The sequence below is a fragment of the Sphingomonas montanisoli genome (genome assembly GCF_008274695.1).
Taxonomy (GTDB): Bacteria; Pseudomonadota; Alphaproteobacteria; order Sphingomonadales; family Sphingomonadaceae; genus Rhizorhabdus; species Rhizorhabdus montanisoli.
Window position 1 is genome coordinate 1,041,167 of the sequence record NZ_VTOU01000003.1, and the last position, 6,096, is coordinate 1,047,262.

The 6,096-nt window shown below is 65.3% G+C and carries 5 protein-coding genes; all 5 read left to right on the plus strand.

Annotated elements, in window-relative coordinates; genetic code table 11:
- A complete protein-coding gene (locus FYJ91_RS16410) occupies positions 1-2,193 on the plus strand; it encodes a phage tail tape measure family protein (RefSeq protein ID WP_149523311.1) in 2,193 nt (730 codons plus the stop codon).
- Complete coding sequence (locus FYJ91_RS16415; protein ID WP_149523312.1) at positions 2,190-2,801, plus strand: hypothetical protein; 612 nt, start codon at positions 2,190-2,192, stop codon at positions 2,799-2,801. The genes FYJ91_RS16410 and FYJ91_RS16415 overlap by 4 nt, the downstream gene beginning before the upstream one ends.
- A complete protein-coding gene (locus FYJ91_RS16420; protein WP_181008541.1) occupies positions 2,798-3,433 on the plus strand; it encodes a hypothetical protein in 636 nt (211 codons plus the stop codon). The genes FYJ91_RS16415 and FYJ91_RS16420 overlap by 4 nt, the downstream gene beginning before the upstream one ends.
- Complete coding sequence (locus FYJ91_RS16425) at positions 3,430-3,804, plus strand: DUF6950 family protein (protein WP_149523313.1); 375 nt, start codon at positions 3,430-3,432, stop codon at positions 3,802-3,804. Before FYJ91_RS16420 ends, FYJ91_RS16425 begins: the two co-directional genes overlap by 4 nt.
- Before the next feature lie 356 nt (positions 3,805-4,160).
- A partial coding sequence (locus tag FYJ91_RS16430) for a phage tail protein (protein WP_149523314.1) occupies positions 4,161-6,096 on the plus strand: 1,936 nt, incomplete at its 3' end.

Sequence of the window (6,096 nt, forward strand, 5' to 3'; positions counted from 1 at the left end):
ATGGCATCGCTGATCGGCGCCCTGCGCGTTACCCTTGGCCTCGACACTGCCGCATTCGATGCCGGCGCCGCCAAGGCAGAGGATCGCGCCTATCGTATGGGCGAAAAGATCGGCGGCTCGATCCGCAAGGCCGCGACCACGGCGGGCAAGCTAACCGGCGTATTCGCCGCGCTCGGTACTGCCGGCCTGACAGTCGCGGCCAAGGGCGCGCTCGATTACGCAGATGCGATCGTCGACCTTGCCGACCGCACTGGGGCGACGACCAAGATCATTCAGGAGTTTCGCTACGCTGCCCAGCTCAGCGGCTCCGACGTGGCAACGGCCGACGCGGCGATGGAGAAATTCACGAAGACGCTCGGCCTCGCGCAGCAGGGATCGAAGGCGCAGGCAGACCTGTTCAAAATGCTCGGGGTCACATCGACAGACTTCGAAACCGCCTTCATGCAGACACTCGACGGGTTGGAGCGCCTGCCGACCGTCCAGCAGCGCAATGCTGTCGCGCTCCAGTTATTCGGCAAGTCGGCCGGCTCGCTGACGATGCTGCTGGGGCAGGGTTCGCGGGAGTTCGACAATTTCGCTCAGAAGGCGAAGGATCTTGGTATCGTCCTGGACGAGGACGTCCTGCGGAACGCCGGCAAGGTGAACGACGAACTCGATACTTTGAAGATGATCATCAACGCGCAGTTTGCGGGCGTCATCGCGGATAATGCCGACAGCATCTATTCGCTCGCCTCGGCCCTCGCGACCCTGACCGGCAATCTGCTCAAGTTCTGGCAGCAGGACCCGCGCCAAGCGATGGAGATTGCTGGCGCGCTGACGGGCGCCGCCGCCGGAGGTGTGCTGGCTGGGCCGATCGGCGCGCTCGTCGGAGGCGGTCTCGGCTTTGCCGGCGGCGCCTATATCGGCAGCAAAATGGAGGCCGCGAATAAGAACCGGCCAAAAGGGGCGGCGGGCGGACGCGGGCGGGGTGGCGTTCTGCCCCCCGCCGAGGCCGATGTCGCGAAGGCTAGCCGCGAGCGGGCGCGAGCGGCGAGCGATGCACTTCGGCGCGAGAAGCAGTTCGCATCCGATCTCACGCGCGCCCAGGCGGAGGAGCTTCGCGCCAAAGCTGACCTGACGGCTGACAGTTGGGAGCGCCGCGCAATCGAGCAGCAGATGATCAATGCCGATCGTGTTGCGGCGCGCGACGAGATCGATCGAAACGACGATTACAGCGCGGCGCAAAAAGAGCGTCTCAAGCTGCTCGTCGATAGCGTCGCAGATCTGCGCTCGCAGAAGCTGGATCAAGAGGAGGCGGCCGAGATTGCGAAGAACGCGCTCGATCGTCGGGTCGCGGCGAACGACAACGATACCGACATGCTGCAGGCGCAGAGCGACCTCGCGCGGACGATGGGCGAGCGCCGCGATCTTGAGCTTCGCCTCCTCGACAAGCAGTTCGAGACCGAACGGCTGATGCAGGAAGCGATCATCGCCTCGGAAGATCGCAATGCGACCGACAAGCAGATAGCGCGTGAACGGCTCAAGGCACTCGACATGCTTCAGGGGGCGGCGCGGACGAGCGTGATGCGAGACACCGCCGGCCCACTCGCTGCCTATTTCGACGCAATGCCGCGATCTGCAGCGGAGATCAGCGAAGCTTATGAGGGTTTGGCGGCGGATGGTTTGGGGGCGGTCGTGGACGGCTTCGCCGATGCTTCGGTCGGTGCCCGTAAATTCGGCGACGTTGTGGAACAGGTCGCCAGCGACGTGCAGCGCAGTCTGTTAAAGATGGCCATCCAGAAGGGTGTGCAATCGCTGTTCGGTCGGGCGCTTGGCACCCTTTTCGGTGGAAGCGGCGGCGCGGCCAGTGCCGAGTCCTTTCTGGGCGCGGCATTGGGGGGCGGTGGTGACGTGGACGGTCTCGATGCTTTCGAGTTGTCCGGAGCGCGGGCCAAAGGCGGTTCGGTCCTGGGCGGCCGAAGCTATGTCGTCGGCGAGCTGGGTCCAGAAATCTTCACCCCGTCGTCGTCGGGCAACGTGATCGCCAATGACGATATCGACGGTGCGCGGGGCGGGATCGTGATCCATCAAACGTTCGCACCGAACCTTGCCGGGAGCGCCGTCGACAGGGCCGAGCTGGGTCGGTTCGCGGTGATGGTGAAGCAGGACACGATCGCGACGTTTCGCGATCTGAAAGCGCGGGGGAAGGCATGACCGACTTCGTGTGGCCCGCCGATCTCGCGCCAAGCAGCGTCAGTTTCTATCTGCAGCATTATACCGGCGGCACCGAAAGCCCGTTCAACCGGCAGCGCAAAACCTATGTTCTCGGCCGATCGCGCTGGGTTGCGCGGTTCGAGTTCGTCGGCGGCGCGCAGGGCGAAGGGCTGGCAGGCAAGGGCGCGGCGATCGACGCCTTCCTCGCCCAGGTCGGAGGTGGCGCTAATCGCGTGCTGACGCACGACTGGCGGCGTCCGACGCGATCGGGGCCGGCGACGGGCGTCGGCACGAACTCACCGGCCGCCAAAGGTGCGACGTCGATGACGTGGATCGGGCTGCAGGCGAACACGCTGGCATTCCGGCGTGGCGATTATGTCGGGGGCGACGGGCGCGCACACATCGTCACCGCCGACGTGCTGACGACGGCGGGCGGTGTGGCGATGGTGCCATTCGTGCCGCCGTTGGAAACCGCCATCGCGGCCGGCGCCGGCACCTATACCGAAGTCAAATCCCGGTTCGAGATCCGTGACGACGATGCGGGGGCGAATGCCGCGGCGTTCGGCGATGCCGAGCGGATCACGGTCGAAATGTTCGAGGATCTATGAGCCGCGATATCACATCGCAGATGTCCGACGCGATCGAAGCGCCGGTCGTTCGCCCTTTCTTCGCGCTGTGGATCGACCTGCCTGATCCGGTGGCAGTGTGGACGGGTACTGGCACGATCAATTTCGCCGGGATCGACTGGATCGGCGCAGGCGGGGTCGGCTCTCTGGACACGATTGGCGAGGAGACCGACGGATCTGCAACGGGCGTGCGCGCGACCCTGCTCGATATCCCGTCCGAATTTCGCGACGACATCGCCGACCAGGCGCAGCGCGGCGCGGCCATGCAGTTGTGGTTCGGGGCGCTGAACGAGGATCTGCAGACGATCACTGCCGTCAAACGCGTGTGGCGCGGGCGGGTCGATACCTATGAGGTGGTCGACAGCGGCAATTCCATTGCGGTGACGGTGGCAGGAGAGAGCCGCGCGCGCGACCAGAACAGGCCCGCGATTAAGCGGTTCACCGACGAGTATCAGCAGCGCCAATATCCGGGCGACCGCTTCTTCGAATATCTCCCGCAGATGGCCGAGGTTTCCATCCTGTGGGCACGCGGGGATCAGGCGGGCATGTCGACCGCAGCCCCGATGTCCAGCGGCGGCTTCATCGGCGCGATGACGCGCTATGTGAACACATGACGGCCAACCCCGATTGGCCGGATCATTGCGCGGACCGCGCGGCCGGGCATGTCCTGGCGGCGAGCGGCGTCGACGTGTGGGCGATCCTCGATGCGCCGCCGCCTAGATCGTGGCGGGATGCGGCGGCTCTGTATCGGCGGCATGGGGTGAGATCGCTCAGCGAACTCGTCAGCCGAGCACTCGGGCCGTCCCTCTCGCCCTTGCTGGCGCGGCGCGGCGATATCGTTCGCCGGGGCTGGGCGCTCGGGATTTGCGCAGGCGAGGTGGCAACATTCTTTGGTGGCAACGCCGTGTCGATGGCAGAGGTTGAGGAGGCTTGGCGGATTGATGACGCTGATGTCATTCAGTGCAAGCTTGAACGCGCTCCCTGACCCCTTTCCCAGCGACTAGAGCAGCCCGCACCGATACGGTCCGGGGCTCGGTGGCGCCAATTGTGACGGTAAGTGCGGGTGCAGGCTGCCCCCACATCATTATTGTCCGCTTCTCTCCGCGGACAGTGCTGGGGGCGCCGAATAGTCCGAGCTTGAAAGCTAGGCACTCTTCCAATGCCGCCACCGATTTTGTCGTCGAAAACTCGGCCACTGGGGCTTTTTCCTGAATTTGCGCAGTCGTCGCGCAGCTGGTGAGCGCCAGGCAAGCAAGCACCTTTCTCATAATCCCTCCCGTCCAGACCGATCGAGCATAGCAAGGGACGAACCTTTTGGGAAAAGTCGTAAAAAGCGTGGTGATGGTGGGTGTCGCAGTCGGCATCGCTGTCGCGGCACCCTATCTAGCCCCTTACCTTGCCTCGGCGCTCACCGTGTCGACGGCGGTGGCAACCGCGATTGTCAGCGTCGGACTCGGCTTGGCGGCTGGTGCGGCCATGAAGGCACTTGGCCTCACGTCCAAGGTCGGCGCCCCGACGGCGAATAACGGCACGCCGACCGTTTACCGGCAAACGATCGCCAACTCGAACATTGTCTATGGCCTGCGCCGGGTCGGCGGGCTGCTGACCTTTTTCCACGCCAGCCACGTCGGCGACGATTATTTCCGATATTTCGTGATCGCGGTCGCGGGGCATCGGGTGCAGGGCGTGCTGCGCTGGTTCCTAGGCGATGAAGAGGTGGCTGTCGACGGCGGCGGGATGGTCACCAGCGGCACCTATGCCGGCAAGGCGTGGCTGTGGTTCGAGAGGGGGATGGCTGATGCCGCCGCGCACGAAGTGTTTGTCGCGGAATGTGGCGGGCGGTGGACCGAAGATCATCGCGGGCGCGGGATCGCGAAGATCTACGCCAAGTTCAGCCTGACCGATGCGATCGTCCAGGCAGGAATGCCGAACATCACCTGCGAGATCGAAGGCAAGGACGATATCCGCGATCCGCGCACGGGCGAAGCGGGCTATTCGAACAACGCGGCGCTGGTTTTCTACGACTGGATGCGCCTGCCGCGCGAAGAAGGCGGGTTCGGCGCCTATGCCGACGAGATCCCCGACGACAGCTGGATCGCCGCGCAGGCCAACGTCTGCGACGAGGACGTCGTGCTGCTCGAAGGTGGCTCGGAGAAGCGCTACACGCTCGACGGCGTGATCGTCACCGGCGCTGCGCCCGCCCAGGTGCGCGACACGCTGATCATCAATTGCGCGGGCACCTTCGCCGATATCGGCGGTCAGTTCTACATGCGGCCCGGATATTGGGTGCCGCCGACGGCCAACCTGTCCGAAAGCGATCTGGCCGGGCCGATCACGGTCAGCGCGTTCACGTCGGGCGACGAGATCGCGAACGAAGTGCAGGGCAGCTATGTCGAGCCGGCCGCGCTCTACCAGTCGGCGCCGTTCCGGACGCAGGCGCAGCCGCTGGCCGATCCGCGTCAGATGGATCTCGATCTCGCCTTCGTGACATCGATCTCCCGCGCGACGCGGATCGGCCGGATCATGCTGCGTCGGGCGCTGAGCGAAAAGACGGTCGCGTGGCCGATGAACGTTGCAGGGCTGGCCGTGCAGGCAATGGACACGGTGCAGCTCGACACGGCTCGCTATGGCCTCGCCAACTATGCCTGGACAGTCGCGGCGTGGAAGATGAGCCAAGACTTCGGCGTGGTGATGTCGCTGCGCGAAGAAAGCCCCGAGATTTACGATTGGGACCCGAGCGAAAGCCCGGCCCTGCCGCCGCACATCCCGGTCGCGCGGCCGGCGCCGATCCCGAACCGCTATCCCGACGGCACGCCGATCGAGGAGCTGCAGCCCGCCGAGCCTGGCGCGACCAACGGCATGACAGCCGCCGAGGCGGCGGCGCTCGCGGCGCTGGATGCGGATGCGGCGGCGGCGATGACGGCTTCCGCCGCCGCGCTCGCCGCCATCGCCGATCTTGAAGATCAGGCGGCTGCGCTGGTCGACAGCATCGACGGGATCGCAGCCGACATCATTGCGCAGGGGGGCGAGATAAATGCCCTGGAAACGACGACGGCGGCGCAGGGCGCGCTGATCGCCACAAATGCGCTCACGGTCAGCAATGTCGCAGGCGATGTCGCCACTTTGACGACCAAGGTCGTCGCGGGCGCCCAGCTGCTCAAGAACGGCTCGTTCGAGAATGGTTTTGCGGACTGGTCTGTTTGGGGGAACGGCGGGACGTGGCAGACGGGCAGCGGCGCGCCGTGGGGCTCGATCGCATTTCTTCCCACCCCGCCAG

Coding starts and splice junctions, on each gene's coding strand:
- FYJ91_RS16410 (WP_149523311.1), top strand. CDS start 1: ATGGCATCGCTGATCGGCGCCCTGCGCGTTACCCTTGGCCTCGACACT.
- FYJ91_RS16415 (WP_149523312.1), top strand. CDS start 2,190: ATGACCGACTTCGTGTGGCCCGCCGATCTCGCGCCAAGCAGCGTCAGT.
- FYJ91_RS16420 (WP_181008541.1), top strand. CDS start 2,798: ATGAGCCGCGATATCACATCGCAGATGTCCGACGCGATCGAAGCGCCG.
- FYJ91_RS16425 (WP_149523313.1), top strand. CDS start 3,430: ATGACGGCCAACCCCGATTGGCCGGATCATTGCGCGGACCGCGCGGCC.